This window comes from Halomonas urmiana (assembly GCF_005780185.1).
Taxonomy (GTDB): Bacteria; Pseudomonadota; Gammaproteobacteria; order Pseudomonadales; family Halomonadaceae; genus Halomonas; species Halomonas urmiana.
Genome location: NZ_VBUI01000002.1, coordinates 124,511 through 137,160, shown reverse-complemented (window position 1 = coordinate 137,160; position 12,650 = coordinate 124,511). Strand labels below are relative to the sequence as shown.

The window sequence follows — 12,650 nt, the reverse complement described above, 5'->3', positions numbered from 1 at the left end:
CTGATGAGCACGCTTGACCGCTACTATAACTACATCGACGGCGCCTGGACGGGCGCCGACACCTGGCTGGTGGTCGCCGATCCGGCCACCGACGAGGCCTATGCCGAGATCGCCGAGGCGGGCCTCGAGGATGCCGACGCAGCCATGGCCGCGGCGCGGCGCTGCGTGGACTCGGGTGCACTGAGTTCGGTACGCCCGGCCCAGCGAGTCACCTGGCTACTGGCCATCGCCGAGGAGCTCAAGGCGCTGACCGACGAGGCGGCCCTAGTGTTGTGCCGCGAGAACGGCAAGTCCCTGGAGGTGGCCCGCGGCGAGTTCGAGGAGGCCGCCCGCTACTTCGAGTACTACGCCGGCATGGCCGACAAGATCGAGGGCACCTCGATCCCGCTGGGCGACGACTACGTCGACTTCACCAGCTATGAGCCCATGGGCGTGTCGGTGCAGATCGTACCCTGGAACTTTCCGCCGTCGATCTGCGCTCGTTCCCTGGCCCCGGCCCTGGCCGCCGGCAACGCCGTGGTGATCAAGTCGCCGGAGATCTCGCCGTTGGCGATGACCTTCCTGATGACCGCCTGCGAGCGTGCCGGCCTGCCCCAGGGCGCGGTCAACCTGCTGTGCGGCAAGGGCTCGGTGGTCGGCGCCCACCTGGTCAAGCACCGCGACGCCAACCAGATCGTCTTCACCGGCTCGGTGCCCACCGGCCAGCGCATCCTGCGCGACGCCGCCGAGCGCGCCACCCCCAGCGTCATGGAACTGGGTGGCAAGTCCGCGGCCATCGTGCACGCCGATGCCGACATCGAGCAGGTCGTCGACAGCGTCAAGGCGGGCATCTTCTTCAATGCCGGCCAGGTCTGCTCCGCCATGTCCCGCCTGCTGGTGCACCGCTCGCGTTACGACGAGGTGGTCGAGCGAGTCCGTGAGCTGGCCCAGGGCCTATCCATCGGTCCCGGCGTGGACAACCCCGACCTGACGCCGCTGGTCTCGCGGGATCAGCTCGAGCAGATCGAGGCCATGTGCCGTCGCGCCATCGAGGCCGGGGCGACCTGCGTGACCGGCGGCGAGCGGGTCTCGGGCACCAGCGGCTACTTCATGCAGCCGACCCTGTTCACCGGCGTGGCCGTGGACAGCGAGATCTTCCAGGAGGAGGTCTTCGGCCCGGTACTGGTCATACATCCCTTCGATAGCGAGGACGAGGCCGTCGAGCTCGCCAACGGCACCGAGTTCGGCCTGGTGGCCGGCGTCTTCGACGGCCAGCTCGATCGGGCCCTGCGCACCGCGCGGCGTCTGCGCGGCGGCCAGGTGTTCATCAACGAGTGGTTCGCCGGCGGCGTGGAGACGCCCTTCGGTGGAGTCGGTCTCTCCGGTTTCGGTCGCGAGAAGGGCCAGGAGGCGCTCTACAGCTACGTCCAGACCCGCAATATCGCCGTACGAATCAAGGGCGCGTGAAGGAGGTCCCGATGAAGAAGTGGCTCTGCATCATCTGCGGACTGATCTACGACGAGGCCGAGGGCTGGCCGAGCGATGGCATCGCCCCCGGGACCCCTTGGGAGGACGTGCCAGAGGATTGGCTGTGCCCCGACTGCGGGGTGGGCAAGGCCGATTTCGAGATGCTCGAGATCAGCGATGACGCGCCCGTGGCGGCACCGGCGCCCCTGGCCGTCGCCGCGGCCTCCTCGGCCATGCCTCGGATCGGTACGCCGGCCGCCGGTACGCCGGCCGGCCCACTGGTGATCATCGGCAGCGGCCACGCCGGCTACGGGTTGGCCGAGGCGGTGCGTGCCCGGGATCCCCAGCGGGAGATCCACGTGGTCACCGCCGACGATGGCGGCCTCTACTCGAAGCCGGCACTGTCCAACGCCTTCGCGCTGGGCAAGGACGCCGAGGCCCTGCTCGACGAGCCGGCGCTGTCCCTCGAGAAACGCCTGAACATCCGCGTGCACGCCTTCTGCCCGGTGGAGCGCATCGAGGCCGAGGCCAAACGTCTCACGACCCGCCTCGGAGAGCTCGACTACGGCCAGCTGGTGCTGGCCACCGGCGCGAACCCGATCCGCATCCCCGTAGAGGGCGAGGCGGGCGCGCTGCTCTCGGTCAACGACCGCGGCGACTATGGCGAGATGCGCCGGCGCCTCGATGCCCTGGGTCGCCCGGCGCGGGTCGTCATCGTCGGCGATGGCCTGATCGGCTGCGAGTTCGCCAACGACCTGGCTCAGGCCGGGCACAAGGTCGAGGTAGTGGGCCTGGCCGAGCGGCCGCTGCCGAGGCTGCTGCCCGAGGCGGGCAGCGAGGTCCTGCGCGAGGCGCTATCGGCGCTGGGCGTGGGTTGGCACCTGGGTCGCTCGGTGGCCAGGGTCGCCGCCGAAGGGGAGGGCTACCGGCTGACCCTGACCGACGACAGCGAGATCGAGGCGGACCTGGTGATCAGCGCCGTAGGGCTCACGCCCAACGTCGCGCTGGCCCGCACGGCCGGCATCGACTGCGGCCGTGGCATCCGGGTCGACGAACACCTGGCCACCTCGCTGCCGGACGTCTATGCCCTGGGCGATGCCGTGGAGGTCGACGGCCAGCTGCTGCCCTACCTGGCGCCGATCAATGCCGGGCTGCGCGCCCTGGCGGCGACCCTCACGGGCACCCCGACGCCGGTCAGTTACCCGGTGATGCCGGTGATGGTCAAGACGCCGGCCGCCCCGGTCTGCGTGGCGGTGCCCCCGGCCGAGGCCGAGGTAAGCTGGCGCGCGACCGCCACCGCCGACGGCATCGAGGCCGGCTGCTATGACGCCATCGGTCGGCTGCTCGGCTTCGCCCTGGTGGGCGAGGCGGCCATGGCCCGGCGCAGCGACTGGGTGAAGGCCTGTAGCCAGGCTCAAGCGGCCTAGCGTTCCCTAGCGCGTGGCGCCTTCGGGCGTCACCCCTTTTCTCCGAAGGCGCCGGGCCGACCCCCGGCGCCACCCCCTGATAACACCGGACACACGGTGAAGACGTCGCGCCCGGCGCGGGAGTCCACGATGACACGATCCATCATTCCCCAGGATGACAAGTGCAACGGCTGGTATCAGTTATTGCCCGATCCAGCCCCGGCGAATCGCCTCAACACTACCACCACCGCCGATTGGCTGGTGATCGGCGCCGGTTTCACCGGCCTGGCCGCGGCCCGGCGTGTCGCCGAGCTGCGCCCCTTTGATCGCGTCGTGCTGGTCGAGGCCCTGCGGGTCGGCCAGGGCGCCTCTGGGCGCAACACCGGTTTCGTCATCGATCTGCCCCACAAGCGTGATCTCGAAGGCGACGACCTGGCGCACAAGAACAGGCTGCTGTCGCTCAACCGCGCGGCGATCGAAGACCTCGAGACCCTGGTCCGGCGCCACGGCATCGACTGCGGCTGGTCCCTGGCCGGCAAGTATCAGGGCGCCGTGGGGGAGCGTGGGCTCAAGTACCTCGATCACTACGAGTCCCTGCTCAAGGAGTTCGATTATCCCTACCGGCGCCTGGAGCGCGACGCCCTGGCGCCGATCCTCGGGACCCGCCACTACGCTGCGGCCATCTACACGGCCAATACCGCCCTGATGCAGCCCGCTGCCCTGGTACGCGGCCTGGGCGAGACGCTGCCGGAGAATGTCGAGCTCTACGAGCATACCCCGGTCGTGAACCTGACCCGCTCGGACGGGCAGTGGTGCGCCACCACGCCGGAGGGCGAGGTGCGGGCCACCAACCTGCTGCTGGGATCCAATATCTATGCCCAGGAGTTCGGCTTCCTCAAGCACCGGGTGTTGCCGGTGATGACCTTCGCCAGCATGACTCGGGCGCTGACCGACGAGGAGATGGCGCTGTTCTCCTCGGCGCCTCATCACTTCGGCCTGACCCCCGCCGATCATGCCGGCACCACGGTGCGCCTGACCCCGGAGCGGCAGTTGATCGTCCGCAACCAGTACCGCTTCGTGCCGCGCTACCACGATGACCTGGCCGAGCGGACTCGCATCCGGCAGGGGCATCGGGACTCCTTCGAGGCCCGCTATCCGGAACTGGCCCATGTGCCCTTCGCGGCGACCTGGGGCGGGGCCTGCGGCCTCTCTCGCAACTATACGGCCTTCTTCGGCAAGGTCGGCGACAACGCCTGGATGTCTGGCGTGCATCAGAGCGTCGGGGCGGCCCGGGGCACCATCTCCGGCAAGCTACTGGCGGAGCTGGCTACCGGCCAGGACTCCCGTCAGCTGGCCGACATGCTGGCGGTCTCCGGCATGCCGGCGCTCAACCCGCCGGAGCCCTTCCTGAGCCTCGGCGTGAAGGCGCGCATGAAGCAGGCGGCCTGGGCCAGTCGCAGCGAGCTCTAGGAGGAAACGCTGATTTATTGCTGCGCTCGATGACCCACAGGGAGGTGGGAAATGCGCAGGTTCGTTCCCGACGACCCTAGCCATCCTGGCCCCGGCGGTACTCGCGACATAAATCAGCGCATCCTCACCCTTTTGGTTGGTTATCTGATAAGGAATGACTGTGACCGATACTCCCATCCGTGCCATCAAGTTCGACCATCGCGACACCGCGTTCCGCCATCGTGGTGGACCGCCCGGCCATGCCGAGATCGGCCGCACCGTGGACACCACGCTGAGCACCACCATGGGCGCCGGGTTTGCCCGCTGGGAAGGGGCCGAGGTGGCCTGGACGGTCCTCTATGACGAGGTGATCTTCGTGATCGAGGGCGAGCTCCAGGTGACCGCCGCCGGCGAGACCCATCGCGTCACCCCCGGCCAGATGCTGTGGATTCCGGAGGGCACCGAGCTGGTCTACGCCGGCCAGGCGCTGTTCGGCTACGCCCTCTACCCGGGCAACTGGAAAGATCGCTAGCAGGGCAGGCGACAAGGCCCGGCGTCGCGCGTCAGCGGGGGGCGTGCGGCTTCTGGGGATGGCGGCAGCGAAAATGCTCGTCGAGTTCCGGATCCTCGCGGCACAGCCGCTCGCTCGGGCCGCCAGGCACCGGATCGATGCCGCCGCGGGCGCCGGGATGGCAGCGCGCGATGCGCTTCGCGCCCAGCCAGGCGCCGCGTAGCGGGCCATGCACCCGCAGGGCCTCCGCCGTATAGGCCGAGCAGCTCGGCCAGTAGCGGCAGCGCGGCCCGAGCAGCGGGCTCAGCGTCACCTGATAGAGCTTCACCAGGGCGATCAAGAGGCCGCCCAGGGCGCGTGACAGCAGGGCGGAGAGGCGCCTCACGGCTCAACCCTTGGCGTAGAGGGTATCGGGATCGATCAGCGGGTCGCTGCTGATGCGCGCCTCGTCGCCCTCTAGCGCCACATAGAAGCAGCTGCGCCGCCCGCTGTGGCAGGCCGGCCCGGTCTGGTCCACCTGCAGCAGCAGGGTGTCGCCATCGCAATCGAGGGCGGCAGCCTTGAGATGCTGCTGCTGGCCCGAGGATTCCCCCTTGCGCCACAGCTTGCCGCGGGAGCGCGACCAGTAGCAGACCCGGCCGGTGCGCAGGGTCGCGTCCAGGGCTTCGCGATTCATCCACGCCATCATCAGCACCTCACCGCTATCGTGTTGCTGGGCGATGGCGGGGATCAGGCCGTCGGCATTGAAATTGACGGCGGCGAGGACCTCCGCCAGGGGGCGGCGGCTGTCGCGGGGGGCCCGCTCGAGGGCCTTGAAGGATGTGCTCATGGGGACTCCGCGGAATCGGTGGGGGAGAGGCTCTGCCGGCAGGCGTCGCACTGGCCCAGCAGCTCGATGGTCTGGCGCTGGACCTCGAAGCCCAACTCCCTGGCGCGTCGTGTCAGGTGATCGTTGACCTCGTCCAGGTGCAACTCCTCGACGCGGCCGCAGTGGCGGCAGATCAACAGCTGGAAGCCGTGGGTGTGCTCCGGGCAGGGGCAGGCCACGTAGGCATTGAGCGACTCGATGCGGTGCACCAGCCCCTGGTCGATCAGGAACTCGAGGGCCCGGTAGACGGTGGGCGGACGCGCCGCGGCGTGCTCGGCCGCCAGGCGGTCGAGCAGCTCGTAGGCCTTCAGGCCGCCGCGGGTCGTGGCGATCAGCTCCAGCACGCGGCGGCGGATCGGCGTGAAGCGCGCGCCGCGCTGCTGGCACTGTTGCTCGGCCTGGCGAATCATGTCACGAGGGTCGGTCATGGCACCCGAAGCGGTGGCTGGAGGAAGCGCACATTCTACGCGGCCGCCCGGTGAGGAGCCAGCCGGCGCCTCAGGCCGTCTCGCGCAGCTCGCTGGAGCGGGCGAAGTGGTGCTGCGAGAAGACGACGCGCTCCTCGGCGGACACGCCGTCGGGCTGGCGTTCGATCAGGTCGAGCCGCGAGCGCAGTCCTTCGCCGTTGGCCATCTGGATCGCCAGGCCCGGGCGGGCATTGAGTTCGAGCAACATGGGGCCATGAGCGCGATCGAGCACCATGTCGGTGCCGAGATACCCCAGGCCCGTCATCTCGTAGCAGCCGGCGGCGAGCATCAGCAGGGTCTCCCAGCCGGGAATGTGCAGGCTGGCGAGCTCGTGGCCGGTATCCGGATGGTCGTGGCGGGTGCGGTCGAACTGCACGCCGCGAATCGCCGTGCCGCTGGCGATATCGATGCCCACGCCCACGGCGCCCTGGTGCAGGTTGGCCTTGCCGTCCGAAGCCGCCGTGGAGAGGCGCATCATCGCCATCACCGGGTAGCCCTTGAAGACGATGACCCGGATGTCGGGGACGCCCTCGTAGGTGTACTCGGCGAAGGAGTCGTCGAAATTGATCAGCGCCTCGACCAGTGCTACGTCCGGCGAGCCGCCCAGCGAATAGAGCCCGGAAAGGATGTTGGAGACGTGACGTTCTACGTCCTCGAGGCTCAGCCGGGCGCCGCTCGGCTTGATGTAGCGGTCGCCCTCGACCCGCTCGATGACCAGGATGCCCTTGCCGCCGCTGCCCTTGGCCGGCTTGATCACGAAGCCCGCGTGGCCGACGAGCATCTCGCGGATGTGCTTGACGCCGAACTGGGTGGTCACGGTGCCGATCAGGGCCGGGGTGGTGATACCGTATTCCTGGGCCAGCAGCTTGGTCTTGAGCTTGTCATCCACCAGCGGATAGAGCCGACGGTTGTTGTAGCGACCGATGTAGCGGATGTTGCGCCGGTTCATGCCGATGATGTTCTTGGCGCGCAGGCGCGCGGGAGTCGTCCACATGCCTCAGTCCTCCGTGACCGGCTTGAAGCGGCGCAGTTCGAGCAGCCGGTAGCCCGTGTAGTTGCCGAGCAGCAGGATCAGGCCCATCAGCATCAGCTGCACGCCGAGAAAGTTGAAGGTGATGTGGCGGATCCAGGGGTTGTTCATGGCCAGATAGGCGAGCACCGCCGTCATCAGGCTGCCGCCCCCCTGGATCAGCACCTGCTTGGGCCCTTCCTCCTCCCACAGGATCGACATCCGTTCGATGGTCCAGGAGAGGATGATCATCGGGAAGAAGGTGATGGTCAGGCCGGCATTGAGCCCGAACCGGTAGGAGAGCACCGAGAACACCGAGATGATGGCGATGACCGTGATGATCACCGCCGTCACTCGCGCCACCAGCAACAGGTTCAGATACGACAGGTAGTTGCGGATCACCAGTCCCACGGCGACCACCATCAGGAAACCGACCAGGCCGGTGATCAGCGTGGTCTGGATGAAGGCCAGCGCGATCAGCACGGGCATGAAGGTCCCCGAGGTCTTGATGCCCACCAGAACGCGCAGCAGCACCACCACCAGGGCGCCGATGGGAATCAGCAGGATGGTCTGGAACAGCGCCTGATCCTCGAGGGGCAGGCTGTGGATCGAGAAGTTGAGCAGGGTGTCGTCGGCCAGCTGGCTGCGCACGGCCGCCGCGGCCGGCTGATTGCGCGAGAGCATCGAGAAGTTGATGCGCGAGTTGGTGCCGCCCTGGACCTCGAGCACCGCCTGGCCGGCGGACTCCCAGAGCAGCAGGTCATCCGGCCGTCCCTGCTCGCCGGTGCGCGGATCGAAGAGCGCCCACTGCTGATCCTCGAAGACCTGGATCCATGACATCAGGTTCTGGCGACGCCGACCATGATCCAGCATCAGGCCGCTGACCTCATGCGCCGGCACCCCGGCCTGGTTGAGCAGGCGCACCAGTAGCGGCGTGCGGTCGAACTGGGTCAGCAGCAGCCGCGCGTTCTCGCCCTGGCGCTCGTCGGTGAAGTCGTGGATCAGCTCCCGGGCGAAGGTGAAGTGGTCGGCGCTGCGCGCCCAGGCGCGATCGATCACCTGGCTGGCCGCGGTGTCGTAGGGCGACTCCCAGAGGATGTCGCGGCGCAGGGGAGGGGGCTCGATCTGCGTGTTGCGCGCCTCGGGCGCCACCAGGGCCTGGACGCTGTAGTAGAGCTGCTGATCGCCGATGGCCTCGCGGGTGGACCACTCGGCGCGACGCCCGCCTTCTTCCTCGAGGAAGGCCAGGCCGTAGCCAGGCGAGGCGGTATGCTCGGTGAGGATACGATAGCCCTGCTGGCTCGAGGGCAACGCCATGTTGACCTTGGCCGGCCCGCCGTTGGCGGTAAAGTTGACCTGGGCCTCGATCTCCCAGACCTGGCGCAGTTCACCCGGCGTCCACGGCACCTCGAACTGCACGTGGCGATGGATGCTCATGGCGGCGCCGGACACCAGCAGGAGGGCGACGATCAGGTAGAAGGGCAGTCGTGACATGGATCTTCCTTGGGGGTAGACGGGCGGTCCGGGTCAGGCCCGGACGAAGGCGTCAGCCCTCGGGTTGTGCATCGGCATCGGAGGCTTCGTCGGCGCCGGCGTCCGCTGCCGGACGCCCACCCGGAAATTCGGGGCGCTCGTGGAGGTACTGTTCAGCCACGTCGATGATGGCGATGTCCATCAGGAAACGACGACCGAGCAGGACAGGATGGTCGAGGTGGGTGCGGTCATTGAGAGTGAACTGCACCGTCTCGCGCAGCGGCCCGAGGCTCATCAGCAGGCTGATCACCGGGCGAGAATCCTCTCCGGAGGCCTGGATGATGCGCACGCGCCGGTCGACCGGCGCCTCGATCCACTCGCCGCGCACACTCTCGACCACGCTGTCGTCATCGTTGAGTCCCAGCTTGAAACGCACCCAGTCCTCGCCGTCGCGTTCGAAGCGAGTGATCTCGGTGGCCGATAGCGATGAGGTCGTGGCGCCCGAGTCGATGCGCGCCTTGAGATAGGTGCCCACGTCGGGCAAGCCGATCCATTCGCTGCGGCCCAGGACCTCCTTGTTGTTGAGGCTGGTTCGCTCGGCGTCGGTGCACTGGCTGGCCGAGGCTTGCGGCGCGTCCGCCGGGTCGAGTCGTGCGACATCACCGCGCAGTTGTCGTAGCAGGCTGCCGACCTCGCGCACGTCGGCGGTGAGCGCCTGCTGATGACGGAACTGGCGATCCAGCCGTGCCTCCTGGCGCGCATCACAACGGGCGATCAGCGAATGCTCCAGCTGTGCGACGCGGGCCTCGAATTCTGCGCTGGTCACCGGAGGCGGTGTAGGCGTGCGTTCGGGTAGATAGGTACAGCCGCCGAACAGCAGGGAAACGAGGGCGAGGGTGCCGGCAAGCGGCAGGCGTAGGCGCATGGACAGGGCTCGAACAGCAGAGTGATGCATGATGATAAGGAGTTGCTGCCAACCTTGTCCAACGTGGACGCGCGGCGACAGTATGGTTGAACTCATCTCCGTGAGTGACATCATTTAACATAATATACATTATGCGACGTCTGATAGGTTGCCACCGGATGGCGCCGCCGTGATGTACCTGCAGCCCGACGGCCGGTTGATCAACCGCACGGCCATGAGCAAGTTCGGCGTGACGCTGGCCGAGATCACCATCGTCTTCGACCGCTCGGCGCCTTGAGGTGCCGCCAGGAGGCGCGCTCCCTGAACGACGTGGCCCCGAACTCGATGGTTCGGGGCCACGTGGCATACCTGTGTCGTCGCGCCAGGGGTGACGAACGGTCAGAGCGGGGTCTTGTCGTCCGGTTCGTTGGCTGGCGCGTAGGAGCCATCCTCGCGGTGGACTTCCTTGCCGGTCAGGCCCGGGGTGAAGACGCAAGCCAGGTGCATGGTCTTGCTGGCCCGCAGCAGGTGCTCGTCGTGCTGGTCGAGGATGTAGATGTCGCCCGGCTTGATCGGCCAGATCTTGCCGTCGGCCAGGGTCTCCACCTCGCCTTCGCCCTCGATACAGTACACCGCCTCGAAGTGATGCTTGTAGTGGATATGGGTCTCGGTGCCCTCATAGATCCGGGTGATGTGGAAGGAGCAGTTGCCACCATCGTCGGCCAGCGACAGGCGGGTGCTGTCCCAGTTGCCATTCTCGGCAGCGACCATGCGGTCGGACTTACGCGCTTCCTCGAGATTGCGAACGATCATGAATACTCTCCAGTAATGTCGATGGCGAACCGGCCGAGCCCTCGGCCGATCAAGGACCTGGCCGCCCTTCCTCGCTGGCGGGCGACCCTGTCAGCGTATCAGCTCAGCGCTTCGCGTGCGCTGGTCTCGAGGATATCGAGGCCGCGGGCCAGCTCTTCATCGGTGATGGTCAGCGGGCAGAGGCACTTGACCACCTCGCCGTCCTGGCCACTAGTCTCGATGACCAGGCCGTTCTCGAAGGCCTTGTGGGTGATCTTGTCGGCGATATCCCCGCTGCCCACATCGATGCCGCGCATCAGCCCGCGGCCGCGTTCGGTGGCCTCGAAGCCCAGCTCATTGAGCATGCCGGCGATCTTCTGGAAGCGCTTGGCGACTACCTCGCCCTTGCGCGCCACTTCCTGCTCGAAGGCGTCGTCGGCCCAGTACGTGCGCAGCGCGGCGGCGGCGGTGGTGAAGGCCAGTGCGAAGCCGCGGAAGGTGCCGTTGTACTGACCCGGCTTCCAGACGTCGAGTTCCGGGCGCATCAGCACCTGGGCGAACGGCAGGCCGAGGCCCGAGAGCGACTTGGAGTTGGCGACGATGTCCGGGGTGATGCCGGCATGCTCGAAGCTGAAGAACTTGCCGGTACGCCCGCAGCCCGCCTGGATGTCGTCGGCGATCAGCAGGATGTCGTGGTCGCGGCAGATCCGCTCGAGACGCTTGAGCCAGTCGAGGCCGGCGACGTTGATGCCGCCCTCGCCCTGCACGGTCTCGACGATCACCGCGGCCGGCACGTCCAGGCCCCCGGACTTGTCGCCGAGCAGCTTCTCGAAGTAGTCCAGGGTGTCGGTGCCCTCGCCCATGTAGCCGTCGAACGGCAGGAAGCTGCCCCCGACCGTCGGCACGCCGCCGGTGGCCTCGCGGAACTTGCGGTTACCGGTGGTGGCCAGTGCCCCCATGGTCACGCCGTGGAAGCCGTTGGTGAAGGTGACGATGTTGTGGCGACCCTTGGCATTGCGGGCCAGGCGGATGGCCGCCTCGACGGCGTTGGTGCCGGTCGGCCCGGGGAACTGAACCTTGTAGTCGAGCCCGCGGGGCTTGAGGACGATCTCCTCGAGGGCCTCGAGGTAGTCACGCTTGGCGGCGGTCCAGAAGTCCAGGCCGTGGATGATGTTGTCCTCGGCCAGGTACTCGAGCAGTGCCTGCTTGATGTGGGGGTTGTTGTGGCCGTAGTTCAGCGTGCCGGCTCCGGCCAGGAAGTCGATGTATTCGCGGCCGTCTTCATCGGTCAGGCGCGCATTCTGGGCCTTGGTGAAGACCACCGGAAAGGAGCGTGAATAGGTCCGAACGTCGGACTCCATGCGTTCGAGAATCTGGGTCTGCATGTGCGACCTCCTGTGGGTCTTGGGAAGCGTGGGGTTGAAGAAAGGATCTGGCCGCAAGGCGGCCGGTAGAGACGCAAGGGGCCCGGGCTGCGCGTCGGGCAGCCCGGGCCCTCGAGAAGCGGGTGATCAGATGCGATCGGTCTGGAAGGGGCCGATGCGCACGAGGTTTTCCGGGTCGTGCTCGCCGCCGAGCTGATCGGTGGAAAAGTATTCGCGGCTGTTGAGCGGTGCCTGCCAGCGATCGGCCAGTCGCCGGAACAGGCCCCAGGAGGCCTGGTTGTCGGGGGTGATGGTGGTCTCGAGGTGATGCACCTCGGCCATCTCCGGGCGTGACATCACGGCTTCCACCAGGCGGCGCGCCAGGCCGGTGCCGCGTGCCTTCTCGCCCACTGCGACCTGCCAGAGGAAGTAGGTGTCGAGGGCATTGCTCTTCACGTAGCCGGAGACGAAGCCGACCACCTCCCCTTCCTCGTTGGTGGCCAGCGCGCAGCTGTCGCGGAACTGGGTCGCCAGCAGCAGGTAGGCATAGGCGGAATTGACGTCCAGCGGCGGGCAGGACTTGACCAGCTCGTAGATGCCCCAGCCATCGTCGGGATTGGGCTTGCGGATGAACAACGGCGAGGCCTCGTGGCCGACCACGGCATCGGCCACAGTGGGTCTGGCCAGGTCGGCGGAGGGCGTGAAGGGTTCGGTGGTTGCGGTCATGTCGGTAGTTCGCTGTAGCGAATTTGAGCGGGATTATAACAGCGCCTTATTTGTAATTCAAAGCCATGATTATCCTGGCGCCCGTTAACCATAATAGAAAATTATGTTGAGCGGTCGAGTCTCTCCCGACGGCCCCTTCGTAGCGCCGTCGCCTCGCGCCCGCTCCTTTCAACATAGACCACAACGGCAGACCGATGCGGCGAGTTCGAGCCCGCGGCGAGGCCCCAACGCAAAC

14 protein-coding genes and 1 pseudogene are annotated in these 12,650 nt (G+C 67.4%); 6 read left to right on the top strand and 9 right to left on the bottom strand.

Going from position 1 to position 12,650, the window contains the following annotated elements; all coding sequences use genetic code 11:
- Positions 1–3 precede the first annotated feature (3 nt).
- The 5 genes and pseudogenes from FEI13_RS01955 to FEI13_RS01940 all read left to right on the top strand — a co-directional run bounded on the left by FEI13_RS01955 (position 4) and on the right by FEI13_RS01940 (position 4,833).
- Complete coding sequence (locus tag FEI13_RS01955) at positions 4–1,446, top strand: aldehyde dehydrogenase family protein (protein WP_138179016.1); 1,443 nt, start codon at positions 4–6, stop codon at positions 1,444–1,446.
- Positions 1,447–1,457: 11 nt separating this feature from the next.
- Positions 1,458–1,619: pseudogene (locus FEI13_RS19350) on the top strand (rubredoxin); the annotation flags it as partial.
- Positions 1,608–2,873 (top strand): NAD(P)/FAD-dependent oxidoreductase, encoded by a 1,266-nt coding sequence (locus tag FEI13_RS01950; protein ID WP_338035068.1) that lies wholly within the window; start codon positions 1,608–1,610, stop codon positions 2,871–2,873. The pseudogene FEI13_RS19350 and the gene FEI13_RS01950, both read left to right, overlap by 12 nt.
- Positions 2,874–3,002: 129 nt before the next feature.
- The gene (locus tag FEI13_RS01945) at positions 3,003–4,322 is read left to right on the top strand and encodes an NAD(P)/FAD-dependent oxidoreductase (RefSeq protein WP_138179012.1); all 1,320 of its coding nucleotides are present in this window, start codon (positions 3,003–3,005) and stop codon (positions 4,320–4,322) included.
- 160 nt (positions 4,323–4,482) lie between these two features.
- Positions 4,483–4,833 (top strand): cupin domain-containing protein, encoded by a 351-nt coding sequence (locus FEI13_RS01940; RefSeq protein ID WP_204758330.1) that lies wholly within the window; start codon positions 4,483–4,485, stop codon positions 4,831–4,833.
- A 31-nt stretch (positions 4,834–4,864) separates the two neighbouring features.
- Here FEI13_RS01940 and yidD read toward each other — a convergent pair whose 3' ends face one another.
- From yidD to FEI13_RS01910, 6 genes are all read right to left on the bottom strand, one after another.
- Positions 4,865–5,197, bottom strand: a complete 333-nt coding sequence (gene yidD, locus FEI13_RS01935) for a membrane protein insertion efficiency factor YidD (RefSeq protein ID WP_138179008.1) — start codon at positions 5,195–5,197, stop codon at positions 4,865–4,867.
- Positions 5,198–5,200: 3 nt separating this feature from the next.
- Positions 5,201–5,641: a phosphoribosyl-AMP cyclohydrolase gene (gene hisI, locus FEI13_RS01930; RefSeq protein ID WP_138179006.1), complete on the bottom strand. Its 441-nt coding sequence runs from the start codon at positions 5,639–5,641 to the stop codon at positions 5,201–5,203.
- Complete coding sequence (locus FEI13_RS01925; protein WP_138179004.1) at positions 5,638–6,108, bottom strand: Fur family transcriptional regulator; 471 nt, start codon at positions 6,106–6,108, stop codon at positions 5,638–5,640. Before FEI13_RS01925 ends, hisI begins: the two co-directional genes overlap by 4 nt.
- A 70-nt stretch (positions 6,109–6,178) precedes the next feature.
- Complete coding sequence (locus FEI13_RS01920; protein ID WP_138179002.1) at positions 6,179–7,141, bottom strand: alpha-L-glutamate ligase-like protein; 963 nt, start codon at positions 7,139–7,141, stop codon at positions 6,179–6,181.
- A 3-nt stretch (positions 7,142–7,144) separates the two neighbouring features.
- A complete protein-coding gene (locus FEI13_RS01915; protein ID WP_138179000.1) occupies positions 7,145–8,650 on the bottom strand; it encodes a UUP1 family membrane protein in 1,506 nt (501 codons plus the stop codon).
- Positions 8,651–8,702: 52 nt separating this feature from the next.
- Positions 8,703–9,554, bottom strand: coding sequence for an ATP-dependent zinc protease family protein (locus FEI13_RS01910; RefSeq protein ID WP_138178998.1), 852 nt, complete (start codon positions 9,552–9,554; stop codon positions 8,703–8,705).
- A gap of 172 nt (positions 9,555–9,726) precedes the next feature.
- Here FEI13_RS01910 and FEI13_RS01905 point away from each other — a divergent pair, with 172 nt between their 5' ends.
- Positions 9,727–9,831: a DUF3833 family protein gene (locus tag FEI13_RS01905; RefSeq protein WP_240036397.1), complete on the top strand. Its 105-nt coding sequence runs from the start codon at positions 9,727–9,729 to the stop codon at positions 9,829–9,831.
- A 101-nt stretch (positions 9,832–9,932) separates the two neighbouring features.
- On the opposite strand, the gene FEI13_RS01900 is transcribed toward FEI13_RS01905, so the two are convergent.
- The 3 genes from FEI13_RS01900 to ectA form a co-directional block, all read right to left on the bottom strand.
- Positions 9,933–10,346 carry an ectoine synthase gene (locus tag FEI13_RS01900; protein WP_138178996.1) on the bottom strand — a complete coding sequence of 138 codons (414 nt, stop codon included), beginning with the start codon at positions 10,344–10,346 and terminating at the stop codon, positions 9,933–9,935.
- Between the two features lie 98 nt (positions 10,347–10,444).
- A complete protein-coding gene (gene ectB, locus FEI13_RS01895; protein WP_138178994.1) occupies positions 10,445–11,710 on the bottom strand; it encodes a diaminobutyrate--2-oxoglutarate transaminase in 1,266 nt (421 codons plus the stop codon).
- Between the two features lie 126 nt (positions 11,711–11,836).
- Positions 11,837–12,415: a diaminobutyrate acetyltransferase gene (ectA, locus tag FEI13_RS01890; RefSeq protein ID WP_138178992.1), complete on the bottom strand. Its 579-nt coding sequence runs from the start codon at positions 12,413–12,415 to the stop codon at positions 11,837–11,839.
- Positions 12,416–12,650: the final 235 nt, after the last annotated feature.

What these genes read in the sequence shown, in the direction of transcription:
- FEI13_RS01900 (WP_138178996.1), bottom strand. Translation starts at nt 10,346, where the DNA reads ATGATCGTTCGCAATCTCGAGGAAGCGCGTAAGTCCGACCGCATGGTC.
- FEI13_RS01920 (WP_138179002.1), bottom strand. Translation starts at nt 7,141, where the DNA reads ATGTGGACGACTCCCGCGCGCCTGCGCGCCAAGAACATCATCGGCATG.
- FEI13_RS01925 (WP_138179004.1), bottom strand. Translation starts at nt 6,108, where the DNA reads ATGACCGACCCTCGTGACATGATTCGCCAGGCCGAGCAACAGTGCCAG.
- FEI13_RS01910 (WP_138178998.1), bottom strand. Translation starts at nt 9,554, where the DNA reads ATGCGCCTACGCCTGCCGCTTGCCGGCACCCTCGCCCTCGTTTCCCTG.
- FEI13_RS01905 (WP_240036397.1), top strand. Translation starts at nt 9,727, where the DNA reads ATGTACCTGCAGCCCGACGGCCGGTTGATCAACCGCACGGCCATGAGC.
- FEI13_RS01915 (WP_138179000.1), bottom strand. Translation starts at nt 8,650, where the DNA reads ATGTCACGACTGCCCTTCTACCTGATCGTCGCCCTCCTGCTGGTGTCC.
- ectA (WP_138178992.1), bottom strand. Translation starts at nt 12,415, where the DNA reads ATGACCGCAACCACCGAACCCTTCACGCCCTCCGCCGACCTGGCCAGA.
- FEI13_RS01955 (WP_138179016.1), top strand. Translation starts at nt 4, where the DNA reads ATGAGCACGCTTGACCGCTACTATAACTACATCGACGGCGCCTGGACG.
- hisI (WP_138179006.1), bottom strand. Translation starts at nt 5,641, where the DNA reads ATGAGCACATCCTTCAAGGCCCTCGAGCGGGCCCCCCGCGACAGCCGC.
- FEI13_RS01950 (WP_338035068.1), top strand. Translation starts at nt 1,608, where the DNA reads ATGCTCGAGATCAGCGATGACGCGCCCGTGGCGGCACCGGCGCCCCTG.
- ectB (WP_138178994.1), bottom strand. Translation starts at nt 11,710, where the DNA reads ATGCAGACCCAGATTCTCGAACGCATGGAGTCCGACGTTCGGACCTAT.
- FEI13_RS01945 (WP_138179012.1), top strand. Translation starts at nt 3,003, where the DNA reads ATGACACGATCCATCATTCCCCAGGATGACAAGTGCAACGGCTGGTAT.